Origin of the sequence: Leclercia sp. M-A074-M (genome assembly GCF_965195605.1) — a bacterium.
Classification (GTDB): domain Bacteria; phylum Pseudomonadota; class Gammaproteobacteria; order Enterobacterales; family Enterobacteriaceae; genus Enterobacter.
On sequence record NZ_CBDAHM010000002.1, the window covers coordinates 378,438 to 402,115 of the forward strand.

Annotated in this window: 25 protein-coding genes and 3 tRNA genes; 12 read left to right on the forward strand and 16 right to left on the reverse strand. The window is 55.5% G+C overall.

Annotated features, from left to right (window positions below):
• The first annotated feature begins 2 nt into the window (after positions 1 to 2).
• Positions 3 to 1,667 (forward strand): methyl-accepting chemotaxis protein, encoded by a 1,665-nt coding sequence (tsr, locus tag ACOKCT_RS05470; RefSeq protein WP_103178149.1) that lies wholly within the window; start codon positions 3 to 5, stop codon positions 1,665 to 1,667.
• Between the two features lie 112 nt (positions 1,668 to 1,779).
• On the opposite strand, the gene ACOKCT_RS05475 is transcribed toward tsr, so the two are convergent.
• Positions 1,780 to 3,141 carry an MFS transporter gene (locus ACOKCT_RS05475; protein ID WP_180209948.1) on the reverse strand — a complete coding sequence of 454 codons (1,362 nt, stop codon included), beginning with the start codon at positions 3,139 to 3,141 and terminating at the stop codon, positions 1,780 to 1,782.
• Between the two features lie 207 nt (positions 3,142 to 3,348).
• Positions 3,349 to 4,263, reverse strand: coding sequence for a GntR family transcriptional regulator (locus tag ACOKCT_RS05480; protein WP_313228270.1), 915 nt, complete (start codon positions 4,261 to 4,263; stop codon positions 3,349 to 3,351).
• Between the two features lie 148 nt (positions 4,264 to 4,411).
• Here ACOKCT_RS05480 and ACOKCT_RS05485 point away from each other — a divergent pair, with 148 nt between their 5' ends.
• Positions 4,412 to 5,434 carry a zinc-binding alcohol dehydrogenase family protein gene (locus ACOKCT_RS05485; protein ID WP_313228271.1) on the forward strand — a complete coding sequence of 341 codons (1,023 nt, stop codon included), beginning with the start codon at positions 4,412 to 4,414 and terminating at the stop codon, positions 5,432 to 5,434.
• Positions 5,435 to 5,513: 79 nt separating this feature from the next.
• Here ACOKCT_RS05485 and opgB read toward each other — a convergent pair whose 3' ends face one another.
• From opgB to ACOKCT_RS05525, 8 genes are all read right to left on the reverse strand, one after another.
• Positions 5,514 to 7,805, reverse strand: coding sequence for a phosphatidylglycerol--membrane-oligosaccharide glycerophosphotransferase (gene opgB / locus ACOKCT_RS05490; RefSeq protein ID WP_103181024.1), 2,292 nt, complete (start codon positions 7,803 to 7,805; stop codon positions 5,514 to 5,516).
• 215 nt (positions 7,806 to 8,020) lie between these two features.
• Positions 8,021 to 8,527: a DUF2501 domain-containing protein gene (locus ACOKCT_RS05495; protein WP_103178152.1), complete on the reverse strand. Its 507-nt coding sequence runs from the start codon at positions 8,525 to 8,527 to the stop codon at positions 8,021 to 8,023.
• Positions 8,528 to 8,610: 83 nt separating this feature from the next.
• Complete coding sequence (gene dnaC / locus ACOKCT_RS05500) at positions 8,611 to 9,348, reverse strand: DNA replication protein DnaC (protein ID WP_103178153.1); 738 nt, start codon at positions 9,346 to 9,348, stop codon at positions 8,611 to 8,613.
• Positions 9,345 to 9,890, reverse strand: a complete 546-nt coding sequence (gene dnaT / locus ACOKCT_RS05505) for a primosomal protein DnaT (RefSeq protein ID WP_156653883.1) — start codon at positions 9,888 to 9,890, stop codon at positions 9,345 to 9,347. The genes dnaC and dnaT overlap by 4 nt, the downstream gene beginning before the upstream one ends.
• A 105-nt stretch (positions 9,891 to 9,995) precedes the next feature.
• Complete coding sequence (locus ACOKCT_RS05510; RefSeq protein ID WP_103178155.1) at positions 9,996 to 10,424, reverse strand: organic hydroperoxide resistance protein; 429 nt, start codon at positions 10,422 to 10,424, stop codon at positions 9,996 to 9,998.
• Positions 10,425 to 10,454: 30 nt separating this feature from the next.
• Positions 10,455 to 11,096: a TetR family transcriptional regulator gene (locus tag ACOKCT_RS05515; protein WP_156653884.1), complete on the reverse strand. Its 642-nt coding sequence runs from the start codon at positions 11,094 to 11,096 to the stop codon at positions 10,455 to 10,457.
• Between the two features lie 66 nt (positions 11,097 to 11,162).
• Positions 11,163 to 11,636, reverse strand: coding sequence for a threonine/serine exporter (locus tag ACOKCT_RS05520; protein WP_103178157.1), 474 nt, complete (start codon positions 11,634 to 11,636; stop codon positions 11,163 to 11,165).
• Complete coding sequence (locus ACOKCT_RS05525; RefSeq protein WP_103178158.1) at positions 11,627 to 12,403, reverse strand: threonine/serine ThrE exporter family protein; 777 nt, start codon at positions 12,401 to 12,403, stop codon at positions 11,627 to 11,629. The genes ACOKCT_RS05520 and ACOKCT_RS05525 overlap by 10 nt, the downstream gene beginning before the upstream one ends.
• Positions 12,404 to 12,838: 435 nt before the next feature.
• Here ACOKCT_RS05525 and ACOKCT_RS05530 point away from each other — a divergent pair, with 435 nt between their 5' ends.
• Positions 12,839 to 13,570 carry a helix-turn-helix transcriptional regulator gene (locus ACOKCT_RS05530; RefSeq protein WP_103181025.1) on the forward strand — a complete coding sequence of 244 codons (732 nt, stop codon included), beginning with the start codon at positions 12,839 to 12,841 and terminating at the stop codon, positions 13,568 to 13,570.
• Positions 13,570 to 14,205, forward strand: a complete 636-nt coding sequence (gene bglJ, locus ACOKCT_RS05535) for a DNA-binding transcriptional activator BglJ (protein WP_103178159.1) — start codon at positions 13,570 to 13,572, stop codon at positions 14,203 to 14,205. Before ACOKCT_RS05530 ends, bglJ begins: the two co-directional genes overlap by 1 nt.
• Before the next feature lie 41 nt (positions 14,206 to 14,246).
• On the opposite strand, the gene ACOKCT_RS05540 is transcribed toward bglJ, so the two are convergent.
• On the reverse strand, positions 14,247 to 14,705 hold the full coding sequence (locus ACOKCT_RS05540) for a YbaK/EbsC family protein (protein WP_156653886.1): 459 nt from the start codon (positions 14,703 to 14,705) through the stop codon (positions 14,247 to 14,249).
• Between the two features lie 328 nt (positions 14,706 to 15,033).
• Between ACOKCT_RS05540 and ACOKCT_RS05545 the strand changes: the two genes are divergently transcribed.
• A complete protein-coding gene (locus ACOKCT_RS05545) occupies positions 15,034 to 16,377 on the forward strand; it encodes a PTS sugar transporter subunit IIC (RefSeq protein ID WP_103178161.1) in 1,344 nt (447 codons plus the stop codon).
• Between the two features lie 55 nt (positions 16,378 to 16,432).
• On the opposite strand, the gene fhuF is transcribed toward ACOKCT_RS05545, so the two are convergent.
• Positions 16,433 to 17,221 carry a siderophore-iron reductase FhuF gene (gene fhuF, locus ACOKCT_RS05550; protein WP_313228273.1) on the reverse strand — a complete coding sequence of 263 codons (789 nt, stop codon included), beginning with the start codon at positions 17,219 to 17,221 and terminating at the stop codon, positions 16,433 to 16,435.
• 156 nt (positions 17,222 to 17,377) lie between these two features.
• On the opposite strand from fhuF, the gene ACOKCT_RS05555 reads away from it, so the two are divergent.
• On the forward strand, positions 17,378 to 17,608 hold the full coding sequence (locus ACOKCT_RS05555; RefSeq protein WP_103178163.1) for a DUF1435 domain-containing protein: 231 nt from the start codon (positions 17,378 to 17,380) through the stop codon (positions 17,606 to 17,608).
• A 39-nt stretch (positions 17,609 to 17,647) separates the two neighbouring features.
• Here the strand turns inward: ACOKCT_RS05555 and ACOKCT_RS05560 are convergent.
• The 4 genes from ACOKCT_RS05560 to rsmC all read right to left on the reverse strand — a co-directional run bounded on the left by ACOKCT_RS05560 (position 17,648) and on the right by rsmC (position 19,137).
• A tRNA-Leu gene (locus ACOKCT_RS05560) sits at positions 17,648 to 17,733 on the reverse strand.
• 31 nt (positions 17,734 to 17,764) lie between these two features.
• Positions 17,765 to 17,851: transfer RNA gene (locus tag ACOKCT_RS05565), tRNA-Leu, on the reverse strand.
• A 29-nt stretch (positions 17,852 to 17,880) separates the two neighbouring features.
• A tRNA-Leu gene (locus tag ACOKCT_RS05570) sits at positions 17,881 to 17,967 on the reverse strand.
• A 141-nt stretch (positions 17,968 to 18,108) separates the two neighbouring features.
• Positions 18,109 to 19,137, reverse strand: a complete 1,029-nt coding sequence (gene rsmC, locus ACOKCT_RS05575) for a 16S rRNA (guanine(1207)-N(2))-methyltransferase RsmC (protein ID WP_103178164.1) — start codon at positions 19,135 to 19,137, stop codon at positions 18,109 to 18,111.
• Between the two features lie 102 nt (positions 19,138 to 19,239).
• Between rsmC and ACOKCT_RS05580 the strand changes: the two genes are divergently transcribed.
• From ACOKCT_RS05580 to ACOKCT_RS05605, 6 genes are all read left to right on the forward strand, one after another.
• Positions 19,240 to 19,653 (forward strand): DNA polymerase III subunit psi, encoded by a 414-nt coding sequence (locus tag ACOKCT_RS05580; RefSeq protein ID WP_103178165.1) that lies wholly within the window; start codon positions 19,240 to 19,242, stop codon positions 19,651 to 19,653.
• The gene (rimI, locus tag ACOKCT_RS05585; RefSeq protein ID WP_103178166.1) at positions 19,622 to 20,065 is read left to right on the forward strand and encodes a ribosomal protein S18-alanine N-acetyltransferase; all 444 of its coding nucleotides are present in this window, start codon (positions 19,622 to 19,624) and stop codon (positions 20,063 to 20,065) included. The genes ACOKCT_RS05580 and rimI overlap by 32 nt, the downstream gene beginning before the upstream one ends.
• 17 nt (positions 20,066 to 20,082) lie before the next feature.
• Positions 20,083 to 20,760 carry a pyrimidine 5'-nucleotidase gene (yjjG, locus tag ACOKCT_RS05590; protein WP_103178167.1) on the forward strand — a complete coding sequence of 226 codons (678 nt, stop codon included), beginning with the start codon at positions 20,083 to 20,085 and terminating at the stop codon, positions 20,758 to 20,760.
• Between the two features lie 90 nt (positions 20,761 to 20,850).
• Positions 20,851 to 22,440 carry a peptide chain release factor 3 gene (gene prfC / locus ACOKCT_RS05595; RefSeq protein ID WP_103178168.1) on the forward strand — a complete coding sequence of 530 codons (1,590 nt, stop codon included), beginning with the start codon at positions 20,851 to 20,853 and terminating at the stop codon, positions 22,438 to 22,440.
• Between the two features lie 304 nt (positions 22,441 to 22,744).
• Entirely contained in the window at positions 22,745 to 23,362 is a 618-nt protein-coding gene (osmY, locus tag ACOKCT_RS05600; RefSeq protein ID WP_103178169.1) for a molecular chaperone OsmY, read from the forward strand.
• Between the two features lie 126 nt (positions 23,363 to 23,488).
• Positions 23,489 to 23,650, forward strand: coding sequence for a DUF1328 domain-containing protein (locus tag ACOKCT_RS05605; protein ID WP_002887716.1), 162 nt, complete (start codon positions 23,489 to 23,491; stop codon positions 23,648 to 23,650).
• Positions 23,651 to 23,678: the final 28 nt, after the last annotated feature.

Sequence of the window (23,678 nt, forward strand, 5' to 3'; positions counted from 1 at the left end):
TCATGTTAAATCGTATCAAGATTGTTACCAGCTTATTGCTGGTTTTGGTTATTTTTGGCCTATTACAGCTCACATCCGGTGGTCTTTTCTTTAATGCCCTGAAGCATGACAAAGAAAACTTCACCGTCCTGCAAACCATTCGTCAGCAACAATCCACGCTTAACAGCAGCTGGGTAGCGTTGCTGCAAACCCGTAACACCCTGAACCGCGCGGGCATCCGCTACATGATGGATCAGAACAACATCGGTAGCGGTGCCACCGTGAACGATCTGATGCAGATTGCTGCTGCTTCACTGAAGCAGGCGGAAAAAAGCTGGGCGGAGTACGAAGCCCTGCCGCGTGACCCGCGTCAGAGTGAAGGCGCCGCGCTGGAAATTAAACGTAACTACGATATCTATCATGGTGCGCTGGCCGAACTGATCCAGCTGCTGGGCGCAGGCAAGATCAATGAGTTCTTCGATCAGCCGACCCAGAGCTACCAGGATGGCTTTGAGAAGCAGTACGTTAACTATCTGCAGCAGAACGATCATCTGTATCAGACCGCCGTGGACGACAGCAACAGCTCTTACAGCCAGGCCCTCTGGATCCTGCTCAGCGTGCTGATCCTGGTGCTGGTGGTGATTGTCGGCGTGTGGCTGGGTATCCGTCACTCTCTGATCTCTCCGCTGAACCGTCTGACTGACAGCATTCGTCATATCGCCGGCGGCGATCTGGTGAAACGCATCGAAGTGGAAGGTTCTAACGAGATGGGGCAGCTGGCCGATACGCTGCGTCACATGCAGGCTGAACTGATGCGTACCGTCGGCGACGTGCGTAATGGCGCTAATGCCATCTACAGCGGCGCGAGCGAAATCTCCATGGGTAACAACGATCTCTCCTCCCGTACCGAGCAGCAGGCGGCCTCGCTGGAAGAGACCGCAGCCAGCATGGAAGAGCTGACCGCCACCGTGAAGCAGAACGCCGAGAACGCCCGTCAGGCGAGCCATCTGGCGCTGAGCGCATCCGAAACCGCGCAGAAAGGCGGCAAAGTGGTGGATAACGTGGTGCAAACCATGCGTGACATCGCCGGAAGTTCGCAGAAGATTGCTGACATCATCAGCGTCATCGACGGTATTGCCTTCCAGACCAACATCCTGGCGCTGAACGCGGCGGTAGAAGCGGCGCGTGCCGGTGAGCAGGGGCGTGGTTTTGCGGTGGTCGCGGGTGAAGTCCGTAACCTGGCCCAGCGCAGCGCCCAGGCCGCACGCGAGATCAAGAGCCTGATTGAGGACTCCGTGGGTCGCGTCGAAGTGGGTTCCACGCTGGTGGAAAGCGCCGGTGAGACCATGGGTGAAATCGTCAGCGCGGTGACCCGCGTAACCGACATTATGGGTGAGATCGCCTCTGCCTCTGATGAGCAGAGCCGCGGGATCGACCAGGTGGGTCTGGCGGTGGCCGAGATGGATCGCGTCACCCAGCAGAACGCCTCGCTGGTGCAGGAATCTGCGGCTGCGGCAGCGGCACTGGAAGAGCAGGCGAGCCGTCTGACTCAGGCAGTGGCGGTGTTCCGCATTCAGCAGGAGCAGCAGAAAGCCCATGCACACGCGGCGGTGAAAACCGTGACGTCGCCGGTAACGACGCGCAAAGCGGCGGTTACCGACAGCGGTGACAACTGGGAAACCTTCTGATGTGAATAGCGCCCTGTTCAGGCAGGGCGCTGTTTTTGTGCCCGGCGGCGCTGCGCTTGCGCGGGCCTACGATTTTGTAGGCCGGGTAAGGCGAAGCCGCCACCCGGCACTATTACTGCTGGCGCGGATCGCTGATCGGCTGACGCACCAGGAAGATATAGGCTAACGCCCCCAGCGCCGTGACGCAGCCGCAGATGATCAGCGCCAGGCGGAACGAGTGGGTGGTGTCGACGATAAACCCGGTGACAATCGGGGCAAACGAGGCGCAGATGAAACTGGCGAAGTTTTGAATGCTGCCCACCGAGGCGGTCATTCGTGATGCCACGGCCACATGGATCAATCCCCAGCACGACGTGCCCGCAAAGTGGATGCAGAACAGCGCCATCCCAATCAGCAGTACCGCACTCATAGCCGTGGTCGCTTCCGGTACCACGAAGGTGAAGGCCGCCGAACAGAGCATCCCGCTGATAATGCACAGCTTACGGCTGCGTACCGGCGCCATGCCGCGTTTCACCAGCGCATCGGTGGTGAAGCCATTGACTAACATCCCCGCCGCACCAAACAGAAACGGAATGGCCGCCATCAGGCCGGTGCTTTTCAGATCCAGGTTATAGGCCGTTTGCAGATAGCCCGGCAGCCAGGCCAGATAGAGCCAGGCGGTATAGTTGATGCCGCTAAAGCCCAGCATCATTCCCCACATGGTGCGGTTGCGGAACAGGCTGCGCCATTCAGCAAAGCTTAAGGGATCGCGACGGGTGTTAACGCTACCGGCGTTGAGGTACGCCTGCTCGACGCCGCTCAGCTCAAGCTCCTCGCGGTTGCGATAGAGCATGTACCAGCCAATGGCGAGGAAAATACCCAATACGCCGATGGTGATAAACATCCCGCGCCAGCCCATCACCAGCATCATTGCCGCCAGCAGCGGCGGGCTGATGGCCACGCCGATGGTCGAGGCGGCGTTGAAAAAGCCCATCGGACGGCCACGCTCTTTGATGTTGAACCAGTCGTTAATTACTTTTACGCCACAGGGGTTCATCGGCGCTTCGCCAATCCCCATCCCGATGCGCACCAGCACGAACTGGGTAAAGCTGTGAACCATCCCGGACATCGCCTGGAACAGCGACCAGAAGAACATTCCCAGCCCCAGCATCAGGCGCGGGCCTTTGCGGTCCAGCAGCGGGCCGCAGGGCAGCTGGGCGATACCATACGCCAGCGAGAACACCGATAGCAGGGCGCCGATCTCGGTGGCGCTGAGACCCAGCTCCTCGCGAATGGTAAGATTTGCCACCGACAGCGAGCTGCGATCGAGATAATTAATGACCGCGGCAAAAAACAATAACAGCATCGCTGTCGTCTGGATGCGCTTTATTCGCGCGCTACGCTGAATAGCACCTGTTGGCGGCAGAGAAATATCTGTTGTCTTTTCTTTGTCAAAGGTGGTCTGCGGGTCGAGAGTTATATTGCTTTTTTCCACGCCGGACTCCTGAATTATTGTAGGGGTATTCTCTGATCTTTTATTAGAGAAATATCTATAACGATAAGTGATGGAATATCCGCATTCCTCACCGCGCAATAAAAAATTAAGTCGACTCCCGGTGAGCATAGGCAGCCGTTATTTTCCCGCGTGTGTCCGATCGCGGAAGCGTGCTGTCCGTAAAGATTTGCTGTTTTTAATCGGTACTTAATAAAAGACCGTCGCGCTCTGGTTAATGGAGCGGATCATCGACTGTTTCGCGGTATGCAGGTGATTACGCATCGCCAGATTGGCATCCAGATCGTTGCGGCAGATAAGCGCGCTAAGGATGGTCATATGCTCATCGATGGCGATGATATTGCGCTGCTTCAGGTCGCTCTCGTCCCACTGGTAGTGGAAATGGAAGATGAATGAGATGATCTCCAGCGACTGGTTGAAAAAGATGTTGTTGGCGGCGGAGAGCAGCAGGGAGTGGAAGTCGCGATCCAGCCGGGAGAACTGGCGGAAGCTGTCGCCGATGCTGTCGCGCAGGGCGCGGTGCTCCTCCAGCAGGGTGCGGGCCTGGAGCCAGCGCGGGTCGCTGTCGGGCAGATTGAGGAAATGCTGCAGGGCGTGGGTTTCGAGCATTTCGCGCAGCTCGAATAGCTGCTCAGCCCACGACTGGTCAAACTGCTTCATTCGCCACTGGCCGCGCTTTTCGCTCTCGATCAGGTTGTAGCGGCTAAATTTAAGTAAGTACTCCCTTACCACCACCGGGCTGACGCCTGCGCTACGCGCCAGCGCCAGCTCCGAAAAGGCCTCTCCGGCACGCAGAATGCGCTGGTTGATCATCGACAAAAAACTCTGCTCAAAAAGCCGGGTCTGCTCGGCCAGCGGCGCGATCTCGCAGGTGAAACCATCGCTGGCGTCGGGCTTGCGGGCAATCACGTAGTCATTGTTCACCCGCGTCAGTACGCCGCAGTCGCAGAGATGGGCCTGGATGTGGCGCACGGTGGTGCGACTGATGTTGTACATCTCCGCCAGCGCGCTTTGTGAGGGCAGCGGTGACGGAATGTGGCCCCTCGCCATGTCGTCGATCACCTGGTTAATCACGTTATGACGCAAATTTTGCGAACGGCTCATGAAAGATTCCTTCTGGCAGAAAAGGGGGCATTAAAACCCTATTTAAAACGGCTTTATGCGCGGCAATTCACAAATCCCTTTATTGCCCACCCGTTATTTTGCGTTTTCATCAATATCTGAAACCACGACAGAACGGGAGAAACAAAAAATGATGACGATGAATACGCTGGTATGTCAGGAACCGAAAAAATTACTCTGGACGCAGCGGGAAGTGCCCGTTCCCGGCGATAATGAGGCGCTGATAAAAATAAAAACGGTGGGCATTTGCGGGACCGATATACATGCCTGGGGCGGCAATCAACCCTTTTTTAATTATCCCCGTGTGCTTGGGCATGAAATATGTGGCGAGGTGGTAGGGATCGGCAAAAATATTCGCACGCTGCATCAAGGCCAGCAGGTAGCCGTCATTCCTTACGTCGCCTGCCAGCACTGTCCGGCCTGCCTGAGCGGCAAAACCAACTGCTGCGAAGCTATCTCGGTGATCGGCGTACATCAGGACGGCGGTTTTAGCGAGTATCTGTCGGTGCCGGTGAGCAACCTGCTGCCCGCAGACGGGATCGACCCCGAGGCGGCGGCCCTGATCGAGCCGTTTGCGATAAGCGCCCATGCGGTACGCCGCGCAGCCATTCAGCCGGGAGAGCACCTGCTGGTTGTGGGGGCCGGACCGATTGGCCTGGGGGCGGCGGCGATTGCGCATGCGGATGGCGCGCAGGTGGTGGTCGCCGATACCAGTCCCGCCCGGCGAGAACATGTGCAGCGCTCTCTGGGCGTAGCGGCGCTCGATCCCTCGGCAGCCGATTTTACCGATCGGCTGCGGGCGCAATACGACGGGGCCCTGGCGCAGAAGGTGATTGACGCTACCGGTAATCCGCAGGCGATGAACAATACCGTCAATCTGATCCGCCACGGCGGCACCATCGTCTTTGTCGGGCTGCACAAGGGCGATCTGCAATTCTCCGATCCGGAGTTTCATAAGAAAGAGACCACCATGATGGGGAGCCGCAACGCCACCGGGGAGGATTTCGCCAAAGTGGGACGGCTGATGGCTGAAGGCAAATTGACGGCAGGGATGATGCTGACCCACCGCTACGCGTTTCGTGAGCTGGCGGAAGTGTATGAGGCGGAGGTGATTAATAATCGCGGTCTGATTAAGGGCGTGATTGGCTTTTAACGGTTGCCATGCAGCGCCCGGGGAGGTGTTGGGCGCTGTTTTTTTCTTGCGAAGCGGGAGAGGCGAGCCTCTCCCGGGGTTACCCTTCCGCGTTAACCACTTTGATCTCCACCATCCCGATCCCCAGCTGGCGCGGAGAGTGGCCGAGAATATTCCCCTCGTTAGTGGACTCCGGTGCAGGCGGAACAATCACCAGCGTGCTGCTGTGCGACGGGTTGTCGAAATGCAGCGTCGTGGTGGTGACCTCGTTCCCCAGCGTCAGGGTCTGCTCTTTATCGCCAATACGTACCGGGATCGGTTTGTTAGCGTTTGGTCCCCAGGCTTTGGCGGTGATCACCAGGTCGAATTTCGCCGGCAGCGGCTGGTTATATTCGATCTTCACCTCATCACCCAGTTGGGCGTTAGACCAGCGTCCCCAGGATTCCGGACGCGAGATCCCGCTGAACTGCTTCACCTCTTCGGGTGCCCCGGCCACGTTAAAGACAAAGCTGTCAGCCTTGTAGCGGATGTCGTTGTCGGACACCTTGAGCATGTCGACGTTGCGCTGATAGCGATCGGTGCTGATCACTGTATCTTTAAACGCCGTCTTGCCCTTCCACTGCGCTTTATCGACATGCTGCACGGTCTGCTCGCCGCCTAACTGGCCCTGAGAAACACACCAGTCGGTAGAGAGCGCCAGCGGCTGCGACCAGAGCTGACCCATCTTGTAGCAGCGATCGACCCAGACGAAGTTATCCCGCGGGGCGAAATCCGCCAGCTGGTAGCGCAGCGGAGCCGAGTATTCGCTTTCCGGCAGCGGTTCCACTCGCTTATCGGAAACGCGCAGCAGCAGCGGCAGGCGGAAGTGGCTGTCGGAGAAGGCCATCATGTTTTTCTGGCTGTCGATGGTGAATTCTTTCAGCTCTTTCGGGAAGTTCCACAGGCGAATGACGTCCGGTTTCCACGCCAGCACTTTTTCCTTCATGTTGAGGAACACTTCAGATAGCGACTGCCCGGAGAGGCTACTGCGGCCCAGGCCGATAAAGTTATCCCCGCCGAGGATATCCAGCACCGTCGCGCCGTTATCCATGGTGTTGCGCTTCACGGCCATCACCTCCTGCTGCGGCTTATCGCCACGCAGGATAAAGAACAGGTTGCTGCGATCGTGCTTGTTCAGCGCATCCCAGGCGGTGTTTTTCATCGCCAGATGGTCGGAAGAGACCACAATCACCGTGTTTTTGAAGTACGGCGAGGCTTTGATTTTTTCGATCAGCGCCGCAATGTGCTCCTGACTACAGCCCACCGCGCTAAAGGATTGATTGGGCTTGCCGTCAAGGGCATAGCGCTTGCGCTGGCAGGTGCGGGAGATAAAGCCGTCCGGGTGGTGCGTATCCACCGTCAGGGCAAACAGCGAGAAGCGTTTGCCGGACTGTGACAGCGCCTCGAATTTTTTCCAGGTTTCATCCAGCACCGTATCGTCATAGAAGCCCCAGTCGTTACGGTAGGTCGGATCCGCGACGGTGGTTTTTAACTCTTCTGCACCGTAGAGATGGTCAAAACCGTGGGACTTCAGGAACACATCTTTCCCGGCGAAACGCAGGTTGGCGCCCTGCATGAAGTAGTTCTCGTACCCGGAGTTTTTCAGGATATCGCCGAGACAGATATTCTGCGGGAAGAAGCTCGACACCGATGCGGAAGCGTTACCTTCAAACGGGGCGAACAGCGGAATGCCACACTGGGAGGCGACCATGCCGGCGATGGTGTAATCGGTGCCAGGCAGCTGCGCGGTGTGGCTGAAATCGATCCCCTCATTTTTGATAGCACCCAGCTCCGGCGCGAGATCCGGGAAGGCGTCATTATCAAAGTAGGTGCGCTCCAGGCTTTCGCCATAGATATAGACCAGGTTGAGTTTCGGGTTTGGAATGGTTTTACCCGGCTCTTTGTAATACGCCGCAAAGTCGGGATCGCCATCGCGGGACTGGGATTTCACCAGCTCGGTGATCTGGTGAAACGCCGGACTGGCATCCACCGAGGCGAGGGCCAGTACCAGCGCCAGCAGGCTATAACCGAGATGATGCGGATGATGACGGCGGCGGCGCAGGATCCAGCCCAGCAGGCCGAATACCGCCACCAGGGCAACCACCACACCAATACCTGGAAGTATGTACTTACTAACCCCGGCACCGGTCAGACTGTTGGTCAGGGTATAGAGAACAGCATCGTTAATGCCGTCGCCGGTAAAGTAGTCACTGGCGTAGAGGGTAATGTTCAGTACGACAAAAAGCCCCAGCACCAGCAGGGTGACAGCAAACCACCAGGTGTTACGACCCGCTTTGCGGGAATAGATAACCACCGAGGCGATAAACAGGGCAACAGAAATAAACTCTGACAACAGCTTATCCTCAACAAAGGCATCCGCCGATTGGCGGATTAACTGTTTAATTTTTGGGTGATCCAATGTAATGGCGATGCCATCAAGCTGCAATTGTAGTGTCACGCAATTGTGCTGTTGTTAGGATTTGGTTTAGAAAATCGAATGTTTGACGGGCGTCGCTTTCTGCGGGGAAGGGGAGAAACGCCGCGGCAGCCGTCGCGGCGTGTCGGGGATCAGGAGATAAAGCTCATTCCCTGTTTCAGGACAAAATCACAGGCCTGGGCTTTGACCTTCTTCGCCAGCGGAGAGTTGCCGATGGTTTCCAGATTCAGCTGTTCGCCGTTATTGGCATTCAGCAGACCCTGGATCCCTTCCAGATAGTTAGTGTCCTGCTGCTGCTCTTCCTGGGTGTCGAGACCCAGCTTACCCAGCACCTGATTTTTAATGTTGGTGGCGTCGGTCATCGAGGCCAGCTTCTCTTTGGCGCAGTACTCGAGAATCCCGGCTGCGTTATTCATGTTGCTGGCAGAGAGCGACTGGGTGCCGTTGTTGAGCAGACCGGTGAGCGAGGAGAGGGAGAGGCCACCGCTCTGGGAGGTTGTGGTGGTGCTGTTGCTGCTGCCCGCGCTGAGCTGGCTGGCGGCGCTGTTGAGCGTATCCTGCCAGGAGGAGGCCGCCTGGGCTGTACCGGTCATCAGGAGGGCGCTGACTGCGGCGCTAAGAAGAAAATGTGTTTTCATAAGACCTACTCTGTCGATTGCCCGCCGGGGCGGAATGGCAGCCAGTATAAACCTCGCGACAGTGCAGGACTTGGGTAAATATCCTAATACTCTTTACCGGTAACGCGGCTGCGATAGCTTTCCCAGTCAAAAATCACATACAGACTGTTACCCAGTTTCATGCGATCCATCACCCGCTCGCCCAGCAGACGGGTCATCTCTTCAACGTTATGGTTGGTCAGCATGCCGGTCGGGCGTTTGGAGGAGGAGCGGCGATCGACAATCTGGTTAATGATCACCTTTTCATAGCGCGATTCGGTCTGCACGCCGATTTCATCAATCACCAGCAGATCCACGTTACTCAGATCGTTCAACAGCTGTTCTTCGCTGGTCTCCCGGTTGCTGAAGGTATCTTTCATGGCGGACATGATGTCAGCCACGGTGATGATCAGCACCGATTTACCGCGCAGCAGTAGCTCGTTGCAGATGGCCGCCGCGAGATGATTTTTGCCGGTGCCCGGCTTGCCGCTGAAGATAAAGCTGGCGATGTTGCCGTCAAACTCTTCTACGTACTGGCGCGCCTGTTGCAGAGCCTGGAGCTGTCCCTGGGTCTCCACCTTGTAGTTGTCGAAGGAGCAGTTCTGATGCAGAGGACGAATGCCGGAGCGGTTAAAGGTGCGCTGCATCTTCATGGCGCGGTTCTCCCGCGCCAGCGCCGCCGCACGGATCTTACCCTGCTCTTTTTGCCACGCCAGCAGCTCTTCACCGGTGGTAAAGGCCGGTTTGACGTTAGCGGGCATGATCTTCTGCAGACGTTTCATCAGTTCGCCGAACTCTTTCATTTGGCACCTCGGAATCCGTGGGGGATCTGTTTATCCGGTTCTGAAAAGGTATTCACATCGCGTCTGGCCTGGTTGCCGCTGCTGGCCCGGTTGATCTGCACGCTGCGCGCCAGCTTCTGCTGCCACTGGATATGGTGAAAGACTTTCCCTTCCGCCTGCCAGTAGGCGGTAAAAGCGGCCAGCTCCTCAGGGGCGACGGGCTGGGTGAGGGCAATGCCCCACAGCGCCGCCTGACGCTGGAAATCGGGGTCCGGCTGCCAGCCATTGTACATGGCGAATTTGCCCATCGGCACCGCAACCGGCGCGCTGGTAGGCTCCTCGAAGAATTGAGTATCCAGAGTGACGTCACTGGCCGGGCGCGCCAGGCGCGCTTCCAGCTCCAGCAGCTCGGCCAGACGCTGCGGCGTGATGGCGTAAAAAGCCGGTGCGTTATCGGCGAAAACGGCGACAGTACCGCCTTGCGCCCTGGACAGCACGCCGCGGGGATCGTGCATAAAGGCATCAATGCCAGTGACGCTGGTGGTCAGGATTCTGGAGGACATAATACTTCTCTACTGAGTTACTGCGGACGAGATATGGGCTTATGGTAGCACAGAGAGGAGGGGGCAGGCAGGGGTCTGAAACCCGCTCCCTGACCCCCTGAAAAATCAGGAGATAATATTCAGCGTCACATCGATATTGTTGCGGGTGGCGTTAGAGTACGGGCAGACAATGTGCGCCGCATCCACCAGCTTTTTCGCCTCACTGGCGTCCATCCCTGGCAGGTGAATATTCAGTTTCGCTTCGATGCCAAACCCGGTTGGCAGCGGCCCGATCCCCACTTCGCCCTCAATAAAGGCATCCTGCGGCATGGTGATTTTGTCGCGGTTAGCCACAAATTTCATGGCGCCGAGAAAACAGGCTGAGTAGCCCGCCGCGAACAGTTGTTCCGGGTTGGTGACTTCACCGCCCGCGCCGCCCATCTCTTTGGGGACGCCCAGTTTGACATCCAGCACGCCGTCGGACGAGGTGGCGCGACCATCACGGCCGCCGGTAGCTTTGGCTTTGGCGGTATAGACAACTTTTTCTAAAGACATGGTAGGTTCCTTATCTCAGGGGTGAAAGCGCTAAGGACAGGTATAACGCAAGGCAACCTGAACCGCCATTTTTCGATAGTGTTGCCGCTGGGCCTGTTCATCAGCGCCATCCTCAAACAGCAGGGTGAAGGTGTAGCTGTTGGCCACATAGTGAAAGCTGAAGCTGCTGATGAGGCGATGCAAATCCCGGGCGTTCACCGTCTGGTTAAAGAGTTGCTTCTCTTTGCCGCGTTTGAGGATGGTTTCCAGCAGATCCAGCGCGCTGCGGTTCACCTGGCGCAGCAAGGCCGACTGCTGCATAAACCGGCCCCGCTGCATGTTCTCCATACAGATAATGCGGATGTAGTCCGGATGGTCGGCGTGATAGTCAAAGGTGGTTTCCACCAGCTCCACCAGCGCTTCTACCGGCGGCATTGCATCCAGGCTGAGCTGCATCTCACTGGCGCGGATCTGCGTGTAGACATATTCCAGCACCAGCAGGTAGAGGTTCTCTTTGGTCTTAAAGTGATACACCACCATCCGTTTGGTGGTGCCCGCTTTCTCGGCGATCTGCTCCATGCGTGCGCCGTTAAGCCCGTACTCGGCAAACAGCGAGAGGGCGCTGAGGAAGATTTTGTCTTTCAGGCGGGAGCCGTCACCGTTTTCCGCGTTTTCGCTGCCGGGGTTAGACACATCTGCTCCTTACTTAGCCACATGAGAGCAGAGGATTATCACCACGGCAGCGGGAGAACACAACTCTCAAACCCGGGGGCGTTTGCGGTAGAGCCATAGCCCGGGGATCGACAGCCCGATTGAGAGGGCGCCGACGATTGACGAGGCTTTCAGGAAGTTAGTCAGCAGCATGATCATCTGCGCTTCGCTGTAGCCAAAGTGGCTAATTTTCACCGCCGAGATCATCGCGGTATAGGCAGAGATGCCCGGAAACATGGGGATCACCGCCGCGACGGTAAAGACTTTCGGATGCGCCAGATACCAGCGTGACCACTGGATCCCAATGCTGCCCACCAGCATCGAGGCCATAAAGGTCGACCATTCGATATTCATCCCGGCGGTCATCATCGTCATACGCGAGCCGTGGCCGATCGCCCCCAACAGCGCACACCACGGCAGGGCGCGATGGGGTACGTTAAATACCATGGCAAAACCCACCGCCGGAATGGCCGACAACATCATGTCCTGGGCCAGCGCCCAGAGAAAATCGATTACGCCCATCCGCGAAGTCCCCATAACGTCATGGCCATCACCACCCCAATACAGGTGGCGAGGGTGAGTAAACTGGCTATCGCCCAGCGGGCAAGACCGGTATTGATGTGACCTTTGAACATATCGGCCACGGCATTAATCAGCGGAAAGCCCGGCACCAGCAGCAGCACGCTGGCGGCCATGGCGATGGTCGGGGTGGTGGCAAAACCCGGCAGCCGCAGCAGCAGGCCGGAAACCGTGGTGGCGACAAAGGCGGTGATGCAGAAGTTAATTTGCGGGTGCAGATGCCGGCCCGTCAGCACCTGACGCACGTACATGGCGAGGGTGCTGGCGATAAAGGTCACCATAGCGCCATCCCAGCCGCCGTTGTTAAGTTTACAGAAGCAGGCGCAGGAGAGGCCCACCATCAGCACTACCAGCCAGCGTGGATAGCGCAACGGCTTGATCTGGCTGAAGCGTTTTTCGACCCCCTGCGCATCCAGCAGCTTGTGTTCCGCCATGATCACGATGTGTTGCACCTCGGTGACGACGTGCATGTTGATCCCACGATCGTGGTTTTTACGCGTTGAGGTCAGACACTGGCCCGCTTTAATGGTGGTCAGCACAATCGCGTTAGAGGAGATGGCGCTCTCTACGCTGTCCATACCCAGAGCCAGCCCCAGTCGGGTAGAGAGCTCCTCCACCAGGGCGCTTTCGGCACCGTGTTGCAATAAAAAAAGGCCGCACTGAATACACAGTCGCGTGACGGCGCGTTGTGAGGATTGATCTGCCTGCATCTTTTGCCCTGAGGAGAGAGTGACGGGTGGATAGCCGGAATGTCTACTTTTAGCACACAAGCCGGTAGCGTTTGCTCTGGGCCAGATCAAGGTTTGAGCAGATTGATGCGGTAAATATACTTTTCGTTGAGCGAATTAATTATTAATTTCTATGGTTTTTATATTTACATATTTATTAAATCTATATTTAGAATATCTAACTTTCTCTTTTTAAAAATATAATGCACTACAGGTTAACATTGAAGAGTTATTTTGCGATATTAATGCTGTTTTGGCGGTGTATATATTTGTGATGCTGGTTCTTATCGCACTCTCATTTCGCTCAGCTAATGAAAAAGGAAAGACATTACATTTTTACGTCGCCCTGTTAAACAAACAGGTAATTAAGTTAGATGAACGACGTGGAATGAACGTATGAATGGATTCGGAGCGCAAATGCCGTCATTGATCTGTAAAAGTGTAATAATAATTGGAAAATCACCCATAATGCAGACCGGCCTCGGTAGCATTATGTCACGCTATTTCCCGGACTACGATCGTTCTTACTGTCGGACCCATGAAGAACTGACGCTTCTCCAATTGCGTCGCGCAGTTGTGGTCATCGTTGATATTTCAGATGAACAGCGTAATCCGCTTAATATATGCAATCAGTATCACGCATTACAAAATCAGTATCGGGATATTCACTGGATATTTTTGGTTTCTCGGGCAATTTATCCCCTCGCTGTTGAGCACTTGATGCGTCCAGAAAGTACGTTGCTATCCAACATGGAGCCCGTCGAAAGTGTGGTTAAGGCTATCCAGGCGGGTAGCGAAAACGCTGAACGTATTAGCCAGACGCTATTAATACCCGATCCAGATGATTTATATGACAACCAGGATGAAGTCATGTTGACCTTCTCGGAGCGCAAAGTATTACGCTTACTGGGAAAAGGATGGGGAATTAATCAAATCGCCGCATTGCTGAAAAAGAGTAATAAAACGGTAAGTGCGCAAAAAAACAGTGCCATGAGAAGACTTGCTTTAACGAGTAATGCCGAAATGTACGCGTGGATTAACAGCACTAAGGGAATGAAAGAGCTGAGTTTATTCTCTGCCTATGGAGAGCAAGACGAATGGAAAAGAACGCGAACAAAAGACATATCGCTATCGTCGAAAAGTGCATGATGAGTGGTATGGGGCTTAAGCATCTTTTTGCCAGCCCCGCACTTAAAAATTATGAAGTCCACCTGTTTAATAACATTAATAGTTTCCAGTCCTCACTTAGTTTTGTTCCATACACGTCGTTAATTTACTCCCTCTCGGATGAGCGGGAAGAGCGGCGTAATTGCCTGGTCTGTATTAAGGAAGTGGCTGCCACATACGGCATGATTCAGCGAATCGTACTGGCATCAGATGAGGCAGAAGCGAGCCTGATTAATCAGCTTTCGCCGTCACGCCTGCATGGGGTGATTCTCAAATCTGAGCCGCTCGCCGACCTGCAGGAGCACCTGAGCAAAATATTGAGCGAGAACCGACGGGTTAATGACGGGCATAATAACCACTGGAATATTCATCGTGGAAGACTGCTTAGCCCAACCGAGCGCGCCATTTTGCAGTTTATGTCGTGCGGCTTCTCCATCCCGGAAATTGCCACCCGGCTCGATCGCAACATCAAAACCATTCGTGCGCATAAATTCAATGCCATGATTAAGCTCGGGGTGCGTTCCGACGTGGGATTACTGCACGCAGCGGATATCCTGACCCATTTTCCCGTCCCGGATCCCCGCAACTCGCGCTTCATTTCCCAACACTTTTCATAACCCATGCAAAAGTCTGCGCCAGAACGGTTCTGGCGCGGGACTTACAGACAAACGTCTACCCATGTTGCCTGAGTGAGCTCGGCCATTCTTTCCGGAGAAATACGCACCGCGCTGTGGATCGCACCGGCAGCGGGCAGCACTTCCGCATACTGTCTGAGAGAGATGTCGCAATAGACCGCCAGCGGCGTTTCCAGTCCGAAAGGGCAGACGCCACCCACAGGATGCCCTGTGATTGTCACCACCTCGTCACTACTCAGCATTCGGGCCTTTGCGCCAAACGTCTGCTTCAGCTTTTTGTTATCAAGACGCGCATCGCCTTTGGCAACCACGAGGATCACCTCATCTTTAATTTTTAGCGACAGCGTTTTCGCTATCTGACCCGGCGCGACGTTGTGGGCCTCGGCAGCCAGCGCAACGGTAGCGGTACTTTGACCCAGTTCGATGACTTCAACATCCGGGGCGTGGTCAGCGAAAAACTGGCGCACAGACTGCAAACTCATTGTTTCCTCCAGAAAAATATTCTGCGTAGTCGTTCATAAGAGATGATGCCCTTTAAATATTTACCAGGTCACACGCTTCTGATATCAGCGATTTCTGGATCATCTTCACAATCACGGAAACCGGTTACAGTAACCGGTTGCAGACCATGATGCGGAGATTAATACTGATTACGTCACTTCCCCTGTATCCAATAATAAGAGTCGATTATGAAACCTATCCGTTTGAGCAGTCCCGCTGGTAAGCGAGCCAGCAAGGTGGTGAAAGTGGTATATGGAACACCGTGCGGCGTCACAACGCCCGAAACGATCGTCTGACAGGAGAGCCGTTATGTCTGCCAACCATGCTGCGTTTAACCTGATATTCCGATTTGTTGAAAACTATGTCAGCCCCATTGCCGGACGCATCTCCTCCCAGCGTCACGTGATGGCGATCCGCGACGGTTTTATCTCCGCGATGCCGTTTATGATTGTGGGCTCGTTCTTATTAGTGTTTGCTTACCCGCCGTTTTCGCCGGACACCACATGGGGCTTTGCCCGCGCCTGGCTGGATATGGCAAAACAGTTTGAAGGCCAGATCCTCACCCCCTTCGATATGACGATGGGCGTGATGTCCCTCTATATCTGTGCCGCTATCGCCTACAACCTGGGCAAGCATTATGTAAAAGCGTATCAGCTCGATCCCTTCATGTGCGCCATGCTGTCGCTGATGGCCTTCCTGCTGATCGCCGCGCCAAAAACCAAAGGCGCATTGCCGGTGGACAGCCTCGGCGGGACGGGGATCTTCACCGCCATTCTGGTGGCGATCTACTGCGTGGAGATGATGCGTTTTCTGAAGGCGCACAATATCGGTATTCGCCTGCCCGACCAGGTGCCGCCGATGATCAAGAACTCCTTCGACCTGCTGATCCCGGTGCTGGTGGTGGTGCTAACCCTCTATCCACTGAGCCTGCTTATTCAGTCGCAGTTTGGCATGCTGATCCCGCAGGCGATCATGGCCATCTTTAAACCGCTGGTGGCGGCGGCGGACTCGCTGCCGGCAATCCTGCTGGCGGTGCTGATTGGTCACCTGCTGTGGTTTGCGGGCATCCACGGGGCGGCGATTGTCTCCGGTATGCTGCAGATGTTCTGGCTCACCAACCTGGGGATGAACCAGACCGCGCTGGCGCAAAGCGCGCCGCTGCCACACATCTTTATGGAGGCGTTCTGGACTTTCTTCATTGTGATTGGCGGCTCCGGGGCCACGATGGGGCTGGTGTTCTGCTATCTGCGTAGCCGTTCGGCGCACCTGCGTTCCATTGGACGGCTGAGCGTGGTGCCGAGTATTTTCAACATCAACGAACCGGTGATCTTCGGTACGCCTATCGTGATGAACCCGGTGTTCTTTATCCCGTTCCTGCTGGCGCCAATGGTCAACGCGGTGCTGGCGTGGGCGGCGATGAAGCTGGATCTGATTGGCCGCGTGATTTCGGTGGTTCCCTGGACCGCTCCTGCGCCGGTGGGGGCTGCCTGGGCGCTGGGCTGGGACTTCAGGGCGGCGATCCTGGTCCTGCTGTTAGCGATGGTCTCCGCCATCATCTACTACCCGTTCTTTAAGGTGTACGAGAAGCAGCTGCTGGCGCAGGAGGCCGAAGAGGCCCAGCGTGCAGAAGAAGAGAGTCAGCAGGTCGCGTAATAAAAGCAAAACGGCAACCCTTGGGTTGCCGTTTTCATCTATTGGACCTGATAAACTATTTCAGCGTGCAATCGCCGCACTGCTGAACGTCCGGCAGGCGATAGCGCTGACAGCAGGTACGACGCACCAGCAGGCCGTCGCGCGGGACGACGGTGCGATAAAGCGGGTTGTCACGCCCATCGGAGAGCTGGCGGGCAAAGAAAATCGCCTGACGCAGCGCGTCCACTTTCTCATCCCCCAGCAGGGGTTTCATTTCGGTCAAATACCAGTGAATTAAATAGCCGGTATTGCTCCAGATAAGTTTGCCGTTGATCTCACCCGTCGCTTCCAGGACGTCAACCACCGGGACCAGCGCGCGTGTCACCAGCATTTCCATACGCTGCCGGGCCGAAAGGGAGGTTGCCTGGCTGTCTTCCTGAACGTCGATCCAGAAGCAGGCTGCGCGCCCGGTTTCGTGAAACTCAACGTGGAAATGTTCCGGGGAAATATCCAGCGCCACATCCTGGGTCAGCAGGGCCAGCATCATCGGTGGGACCATCAGCCCGATATACCACTGTGCCCACAGCGACAGCAGCGGCTTGTTTTCCCGCGCCATCGTGGGCTGGTTGCGGTAGATATGATCGGAGTAGGTCGCCAGCAAAGACTGCAGTTCGGCAGGACGCTGCCACTGCGCCAGCGTCATGGCGTGATGAGGATGGGGTTCATCCAGCTTGATGACATCCAGCAGATAGGCACGCGTCTGACCGATAGCCTCACGCATCGCGTCCGCAAGCCCTGAAGGCCCGGCCGACAGTGGCGTTTGCCAGATAATATTCTCAACAGCGTGTGCGGAACGTGTGGCCATAAGTTAGCTGGATAAAAATCTAAATGATAATGATTGCCAATCCTAACTATAGATAAATCCGTGCGCAAGGCTTTTTACACATTCAGGTTTAACGCTGACAAATGAGAAAATCTATCATATGATATTGGTTATCATTATCGGTTTGAGAGATGAATCATGTTGAGCAGAGCGTTGGGAAGTGGCTGGGGCGTGATACTGCCGGGAATGGTCATGGCCGGGCTGGCGTGTACCGATCTGTCGTTAGCGGTCTGGAAAGTGATTATCGCGTCGGGTTTGCTGATTTCATCCGCCATGATCTGGCATAAACAACTGCGGCATTTCGTGCTGCTGCCATCATGTGTTGCGCTGATTGCGGGAATGTGGGTGCTGGTAATGAATCTGAACTAACGGGAGAAAAAGAGAGAAAATCAGGAGAGATAAGATAATTGGTGCGAGGGGGGGGACTCGAACCCCCACATCCTAAGGACACTAACACCTGAAGCTAGCGCGTCTACCAATTCCGCCACCTTCGCACAGTCATCTTATTTTTTGATATCGCCTCGTTGGTGCGAGGGGGGGGACTCGAACCCCCACATCCGTAAGGACACTAACACCTGAAGCTAGCGCGTCTACCAATTCCGCCACCTTCGCCCAGTGCGAGCAATATCAATCATGGTTATTGGTGCGAGGGGGGGGACTCGAACCCCCACATCCGTAAGGACACTAACACCTGAAGCTAGCGCGTCTACCAATTCCGCCACCTTCGCAGACCATCGATACAGTAAAAGTATCGTAACCACGGAGGCGCATTCTAGATGTTTTCAGCTTTTCGTCAACAGATAATTGTGCGGGAGATATTATTTGCTGCAAAAATGGCCTGAACGGGCGGCTCAGGCCAGCGGGAGACGTTACTTCTTCGCCTGGCGAGTCATGATGGCGCGGTAGATCTTAAAGCGGCCAGTTTGCGCCAGCACTTCGTGGAAGCCGAAGACTTCATCCAGCACTTTCGGGTACGGCAGGAAGGCGTTCGCCACGATTCGCAGCTCACCGCCGCTGTTCAGATGGCGTACCGCGGTACGAATCAAGGTCTGTGCTGCTTCGAGGCTGGTTTCCACACCGTCATGGAATGGCGGATTAGAGATAATCATATCGAAACGGCCGGTCACGTCGGAGAGGACGTTGGAGGCAAAAACTTCGCCTTCAATGTTGTTGGCCGCCAGGGTCGCGCGGCTGGCTTCGATGGCGGATGCACCCACATCGGTGAGGGTTAAACGCACTTTCGGCGAGTGGCTTGCCAGCACAGCGGAGAGCACGCCTGCGCCACAGCCGACATCCAGCACTTTGCCTTTGGTGTGCGGCGTAAAGGTGGAGAGCAGCAGCTGGCTGCCCACGTCCAGACCGTCACGGCTGAAGACGCCCGGCAGGGTTTTGATGGTCAGGCCATCCAGCTGATATTCGCCCCAGTATTTTTCCGCGTCGAAGGTCGGTTTTTTGTCCAGGCGGCCATGGTAGAGGCCGCAGCGGCGGGCGCTGTCGACTTTGTTCAGCGTGACGTACTCCGCCAGCATCTGCTCAGCGCTGCGCACGCCGCTGCGGTTTTCACCGATCACGAAGATATCGCAACCCACCGGCAGGAGGGAGAGCAGGTTCATCAGCTGGAACTGGGCTTCGGGTTTGTTCTTCGGCCAGTAGTAGATCAGCGTATCGCAGTCGGCCACGTCGGCCTGTTCCGCCACCAGGCTGAAACGGGCGCGCTCGCCCATCTGACGGCTCAGGACCTGCCAGTGGTGATACTGCTGGGTGTGCGCACGGCTGTCGGCGCACTCGAAACGGGCAGGCAGGTCATCCTGCATATCTCCGGCAAACAGAATACGGCTTTGTTCGAAATCATCACTGTGACGCAGCAAGACTTCACTTGCCGGGGTAAATGCAGACATGAATTGTTCCTCAATAAACACAGGCGGGGATTATAGTAGGTAGATGGCGCAGATTCGACACATTTGGTATATTTGCGCGCCTGACAAACAGGAGTTTTTGCAATGGCATCCCGACGAGACAGGCAACTACAGCAACTGGGCATCACCCAGTGGGCGCTGCGCCGCCCGGCGGCATTGCAGGGCGAAATCGCCATCTCGCTACCGGCGCATATTCGTCTGGTGATGGTGGCGCAAAGCCTGCCCGCCCTGAGCGAGCCGGTGATCGCCGACGTACTTCGGGCGCTGAGGCTGGGTGCCGATCAGGTGCTACAACTGACGCCCGATCGCGTGGCCATGCTGCCCGAGGGCAGCCGCTGCAACAGCTGGCAGCTTGGCGTAAGAGAAGAGATTGCTCTGGAGGGGGCGAGTATGGCCTCTCCGGCGCTGGACGAACTTAACGTAAACCCGGCGGCACGTCGCGCGCTGTGGCAACAAATCTGCGAACATGAACACAATTTCTTCCCTCACGACGACTGATTTAGCGCAGGCTTTTGAGATCGAAAAACGCGCCCACGCCTTTCCGTGGAGTGAAAAAACCTTTGCCAGCAACCAGGGTGAGCGTTACCTGAACTATCGGCTGGATGTCGATAATCAGCTGGCGGCATTCGCCATCACGCAGGTCGTTCTGGATGAAGCGACGCTGTTTAACATCGCTGTGGATCCTGCTTTCCAGCGCCGTGGGCTGGGCAGAGAACTGCTGGAACATTTAATTCGCGAGCTGGAAGCACGAGACGTGTTCACGCTGTGGCTGGAAGTACGGGCGTCGAACGTCGCCGCCATCGCACTCTATGAAAGCCTGGGCTTTAACGAGGCGACGATCCGCCGTAACTATTACCCCACCGCAGAAGGACGTGAAGACGCCATCATCATGGCTCTGCCGCTTGGATAACTAAAAAGGTTGTAACAATGAACTGGGACTGGATTTTCTTTGACGCCGATGAAACGCTGTTTACCTTCGATTCGTACGGCGGCTTACAGCGGATGTTTCTCGACTACAGCGTGACCTTTACTGCTGAAGATTTCCAGGCTTACCAGACGGTGAATAAACCGTTGTGGGTGGATTACCAGAACGGGGCGATCACCGCGTTACAGCTGCAGCACCAGCGTTTTCAGGGGTGGTCGGAGCGTCTGAACGTTCCGCCAGGCGATCTGAACGACGCCTTCCTTAATGCAATGGCTGAAATCTGCGCCCCGCTGCCGGGCGCCGCGTCGCTGCTCGCCTCCCTGAAAGGCAAGGCGAAGCTCGGGATCATCACCAACGGCTTTACCGCGCTCCAGCAGATCCGCCTTGAGCGGACCGGTTTCCGTGACTACTTTGATTTATTAGTGATTTCAGAACAGGTGGGCGTGGCGAAACCGGCCCCGCAAATCTTTGATTATGCGCTGGCCCAGGCCGGAAACCCTGACCGGGCGAAAGTGCTGATGGTGGGGGACACGGCGGAGTCGGATATCCTTGGTGGAATGAACGCCGGGCTCTCCACCTGCTGGCTGAACGCGCACAACCGCACCCTGCCGGAGGGGATCACACCGACCTGGACCGTGACCTCCCTGAGCGAACTGGAGCAACTCCTGTGTAAACATTGATTGCCTGCCCCCCATTGATGGGTAAAATAGCCGCATTTTCGTATTCATGATGCGCGGCCCGCTGCCGCGCTTTTTAAAGAAGATTGAATTATGACGTTGTCTCCTTATCTGCAAGAGGTGGCGAAACGCCGTACTTTTGCCATTATCTCTCACCCGGATGCCGGTAAAACCACCATCACCGAAAAGGTGCTGCTGTTCGGACAGGCGATCCAGACCGCCGGTACGGTAAAAGGCCGTGGCTCCAGCCAGCATGCAAAATCGGACTGGATGGAGATGGAAAAGCAGCGTGGGATCTCGATTACCACCTCCGTAATGCAGTTCCCGTATCACGACTGCCTGGTGAACCTGCTGGACACCCCGGGGCACGAAGACTTCTCCGAAGATACTTACCGTACCCTGACGGCGGTGGACTGCTGTCTGATGGTGATCGATGCCGCAAAAGGCGTTGAGGATCGTACCCGTAAGCTGATGGAAGTTACCCGTCTGCGTGACACGCCGATCCTGACCTTCATGAACAAACTCGACCGTGACATCCGCGATCCGATGGAGGTGATGGATGAGGTAGAGCGTGAGCTGAAGATCGCCTGTGCGCCAATCACCTGGCCAATTGGCTGCGGTAAGCTGTTTAAAGGCGTTTACCATCTCTACAAAGACGAAACCTACCTCTACCAGAGCGGTAAAGGTCACACCATTCAGGAAGTGCGCGTCGTTAAAGGGCTGGATAACCCTGATCTGGACGCGGCTGTCGGCGAAGAGCTGGCAGAACAGCTGCGTGAAGAGCTGGAGCTGGTCAAAGGCGCTTCCCACGAATTTGATAAAGAGCTGTTCCTGAGCGGTGAAATCACGCCGGTCTTCTTTGGTACCGCGCTGGGTAACTTTGGCGTGGACCATATGCTGGACGGTCTGGTGGAGTGGGCGCCGCAGCCGATGCCGCGTAATACCGACTCCCGTGAAGTAGTTGCCAGCGAAGAGAAGTTTACCGGCTTCGTCTTCAAGATTCAGGCCAACATGGACCCGAAACACCGCGACCGCGTGGCGTTTATGCGTGTGGTATCCGGCAAATATGAAAAGGGCATGAAGCTGCGCCAGGTGCGTACCGGTAAAGATGTGGTGATCTCCGACGCGCTGACCTTTATGGCCGGTGACCGTTCCCACGTGGAAGAGGCGTATCCGGGCGACATCATTGGCCTGCATAACCACGGCACCATCCAGATTGGCGACACCTTTACTCAGGGTGAGATGATGAAGTTCACCGGTATTCCGAACTTCGCACCGGAGCTGTTCCGCCGTATCCGCCTGAAAGATCCGCTGAAGCAGAAACAGCTGCTGAAAGGGCTTGTTCAGCTGTCGGAAGAGGGGGCGGTGCAGGTATTCCGTCCTATCGCCAATAACGATCTGATTGTCGGCGCCGTGGGCGTGCTGCAGTTTGACGTGGTGGTTGCCCGTCTGAAGAGCGAGTACAACGTTGAAGCGATTTACGAATCGGTCAACGTGGCGACGGCGCGCTGGGTAGAGTGTTCTGACGTGAAGAAATTCGAAGAGTTCAAGCGTAAAAACGAGGTTCAGCTGGCGCTCGATGGCGGTGATAATCTCACCTATATCGCCCCAACCATGGTTAACCTGAACCTGGCGCACGAGCGTTATCCCGATATTCAGTTCCGCAAAACCCGCGAGCATTAATCCCTTCCCGGAGCACGGCAGCTGCCGTGCTCTGCTTAAATCCCTGCCTTATTAATCCCTTGCGGAATGTTCTTAATTCAACGGCTTTTGCTGCTTATTGCTCATTTTTTGCCCAATTCTGAAAGCGGACCTGTGAGAGTGATCTATATTTAACTCAGTGTTTAACACCGGGCGCAGATGAAAGTTTCATTCAATGCGTGTTGATAAGGTTCTCATCTCGCCCGAGTGTTGATTGGTAGTACTAAAGACTACTTGCACGTGATGTTTGACGCTCGAATTCGGAGCAAACCACAGGAATACATCGATGAATACTAAAAAACTGAAGATTTCGAAAACTCTGCTGGCGGTAATGATGGGTAGCGCTCTGGTATGCGGTTCTGCAATGGCAGAAACCACTGCAACCGACAAAGCGCAATCCACCGCGAACACCGCAGGGGAAAAAATCGATAACTCTATGAATAAAGTCGGTAACTTCATGGATGACAGCTCTATCACAGCAAAAGTAAAAGCTGCGCTGGTAGACGCTGATGACATTAAAAGCACCGATATCTCTGTAGAAACCGATAAAAACGTCGTCACGCTGAGTGGCTTCGTTGAAAGCCAGGCGCAGGCTGAAAAAGCGGTCTCCGTGGCGAAAGGCATTGAGGGCGTAAAATCTGTCAGCGACAAACTGCATGTTCGCGACGGCAAGGAACAGTCTGCTAAAGGCTATGCCGGTGACGCTGCTACTACCAGCGAAATCAAAGCGAAACTGCTTGCCGATGACATCGTCCCTTCACGTAATGTGAAAGTGGAAACCACCGACGGCGTGGTACAGCTCAGCGGTGAAGTCGAGTCTAAGGCACAGAGCGACCGTGCTGAAAGTATCGCTAAAGCCATTGATGGCGTGAAAAGCGTTAAAAACGATCTGAAAGTGAAATAAAACTCCAAAATTCGTCCTTCTGGCTGAGGCCAGAAGGCGAGATAAGAATTACACATGTAGATATCGCCGTGAGCAACCTGAGCGCTCACCATGCGGTCGACATTAACTATGGTAAAGGAGAGTCATATGTTTCGTTGGGGCATCATTTTTCTGGTTATCGCGTTAATTGCCGCCGCTCTGGGTTTTGGTGGTCTGGCGGGTACCGCGGCGGGCGCGGCGAAAATTGTCTTCGTCGTCGGTATTATCCTGTTCCTGGTAAGCCTGTTCACCGGACGTCGTCGTCCATAGCTCAGGTAACCGTATGTTGATGAAAAGG

What these genes read in the sequence shown, in the direction of transcription:
- ACOKCT_RS05555 (WP_103178163.1), top strand. Translation starts at nt 17,378, where the DNA reads ATGTTGAGCAGAGCGTTGGGAAGTGGCTGGGGCGTGATACTGCCGGGA.
- ACOKCT_RS05545 (WP_103178161.1), top strand. Translation starts at nt 15,034, where the DNA reads ATGTCTGCCAACCATGCTGCGTTTAACCTGATATTCCGATTTGTTGAA.
- tsr (WP_103178149.1), top strand. Translation starts at nt 3, where the DNA reads ATGTTAAATCGTATCAAGATTGTTACCAGCTTATTGCTGGTTTTGGTT.
- bglJ (WP_103178159.1), top strand. Translation starts at nt 13,570, where the DNA reads ATGAGTGGTATGGGGCTTAAGCATCTTTTTGCCAGCCCCGCACTTAAA.
- ACOKCT_RS05605 (WP_002887716.1), top strand. Translation starts at nt 23,489, where the DNA reads ATGTTTCGTTGGGGCATCATTTTTCTGGTTATCGCGTTAATTGCCGCC.
- ACOKCT_RS05530 (WP_103181025.1), top strand. Translation starts at nt 12,839, where the DNA reads ATGCCGTCATTGATCTGTAAAAGTGTAATAATAATTGGAAAATCACCC.
- rimI (WP_103178166.1), top strand. Translation starts at nt 19,622, where the DNA reads ATGAACACAATTTCTTCCCTCACGACGACTGATTTAGCGCAGGCTTTT.
- ACOKCT_RS05485 (WP_313228271.1), top strand. Translation starts at nt 4,412, where the DNA reads ATGATGACGATGAATACGCTGGTATGTCAGGAACCGAAAAAATTACTC.
- fhuF (WP_313228273.1), bottom strand. Translation starts at nt 17,221, where the DNA reads ATGGCCACACGTTCCGCACACGCTGTTGAGAATATTATCTGGCAAACG.
- ACOKCT_RS05510 (WP_103178155.1), bottom strand. Translation starts at nt 10,424, where the DNA reads ATGTCTTTAGAAAAAGTTGTCTATACCGCCAAAGCCAAAGCTACCGGC.
- ACOKCT_RS05525 (WP_103178158.1), bottom strand. Translation starts at nt 12,403, where the DNA reads ATGCAGGCAGATCAATCCTCACAACGCGCCGTCACGCGACTGTGTATT.
- dnaC (WP_103178153.1), bottom strand. Translation starts at nt 9,348, where the DNA reads ATGAAAGAGTTCGGCGAACTGATGAAACGTCTGCAGAAGATCATGCCC.
- prfC (WP_103178168.1), top strand. Translation starts at nt 20,851, where the DNA reads ATGACGTTGTCTCCTTATCTGCAAGAGGTGGCGAAACGCCGTACTTTT.
- yjjG (WP_103178167.1), top strand. Translation starts at nt 20,083, where the DNA reads ATGAACTGGGACTGGATTTTCTTTGACGCCGATGAAACGCTGTTTACC.
- osmY (WP_103178169.1), top strand. Translation starts at nt 22,745, where the DNA reads ATGAATACTAAAAAACTGAAGATTTCGAAAACTCTGCTGGCGGTAATG.
- ACOKCT_RS05495 (WP_103178152.1), bottom strand. Translation starts at nt 8,527, where the DNA reads ATGAAAACACATTTTCTTCTTAGCGCCGCAGTCAGCGCCCTCCTGATG.
- ACOKCT_RS05580 (WP_103178165.1), top strand. Translation starts at nt 19,240, where the DNA reads ATGGCATCCCGACGAGACAGGCAACTACAGCAACTGGGCATCACCCAG.
- dnaT (WP_156653883.1), bottom strand. Translation starts at nt 9,890, where the DNA reads ATGTCCTCCAGAATCCTGACCACCAGCGTCACTGGCATTGATGCCTTT.
- ACOKCT_RS05480 (WP_313228270.1), bottom strand. Translation starts at nt 4,263, where the DNA reads ATGAGCCGTTCGCAAAATTTGCGTCATAACGTGATTAACCAGGTGATC.
- ACOKCT_RS05540 (WP_156653886.1), bottom strand. Translation starts at nt 14,705, where the DNA reads ATGAGTTTGCAGTCTGTGCGCCAGTTTTTCGCTGACCACGCCCCGGAT.
- rsmC (WP_103178164.1), bottom strand. Translation starts at nt 19,137, where the DNA reads ATGTCTGCATTTACCCCGGCAAGTGAAGTCTTGCTGCGTCACAGTGAT.
- ACOKCT_RS05520 (WP_103178157.1), bottom strand. Translation starts at nt 11,636, where the DNA reads ATGGGCGTAATCGATTTTCTCTGGGCGCTGGCCCAGGACATGATGTTG.